Raw genomic sequence first — 809 nt, 5'->3', positions numbered from 1 at the left:
GGCGCGTTGCCGGTGGGCGTTGATGAGGTGTGGACGCAGCAGATCGAGAATACGCAGCTCGCGCTCGCCAAAGACGCGGCCAACTTCACTCGTGCCCAGGCGGTAGTCGAGCAAGGTTCCGCCGCCGGCATCCAGGCACAGGCTCATGCCTGGGTAGACCTTGTACCGCGTGAGGAAATCGGTGAAGTATTCCGTGCGCTGCAGGCTGCGCCGGCCGATGATGCCCTCCACGAGCAGCGGATCTGCGCGACGGTGCAACAGCGGCGAGATCGGGTCGACCGCATGAAAGTACTGCTTGTAGTCCGCATTCAATTGGTGATCGCGGCCCCACGTGGAGGTGTGGATGGGAACGGGGTTGGCCTCGTGCCGGACGATATGCGACATGACATCAATGCCGAGCAATGACTCGAGCTTGCGTGCCACCGCAGGGCGCTCCGCCACGCTATCGGGCGATGCCTCGTGCAGGCTGCCGACGAGCGCCGTCAGCAATTGAAGATCGTTCAGCGAAAGCGTCATTGCCACCCTACTGCACCTGAGAATGCTGGACCGACCCGGCAGGGCGAGACATCAAGCGGCGTGCTCATGGCACACCGCAGGGGGCGCTCGCGCTCTGCACCAGCGCTGTGGATGCGTGCATGCCGATACGGCGCACGGCCGGGACCTTGTCGACCTCGTCGACCTTGTGGAACGTTGCGGAATCAAGCCCAGACGTGGGGCACAGACAGCGCACAGGCGAAAGGCCCCAGTTGCTGTCGCTACTCGTCACTGGCCGGCGCGCCCGTGCAGCCAGCGGCGTGCGCGTGACAGCC

At 64.8% G+C, this 809-nt stretch carries 1 protein-coding gene and 1 pseudogene; both read right to left on the bottom strand.

Going from position 1 to position 809, the window contains the following annotated elements:
- Window positions 1-516: pseudogene (locus FUT88_RS15150) on the bottom strand (helix-turn-helix transcriptional regulator); the annotation flags it as partial.
- A gap of 64 nt (window positions 517-580) precedes the next feature.
- The coding region (locus tag FUT88_RS26430; protein WP_222614272.1) for a hypothetical protein at window positions 581-809 on the bottom strand (229 nt) is incomplete at its 5' end.

This window comes from Ralstonia sp. TCR112, from assembly GCF_007997035.1.
GTDB lineage: Bacteria > Pseudomonadota > Gammaproteobacteria > Burkholderiales > Burkholderiaceae > Ralstonia > Ralstonia edaphi.
This window is presented reverse-complemented; position numbering and strand designations above follow the sequence as displayed.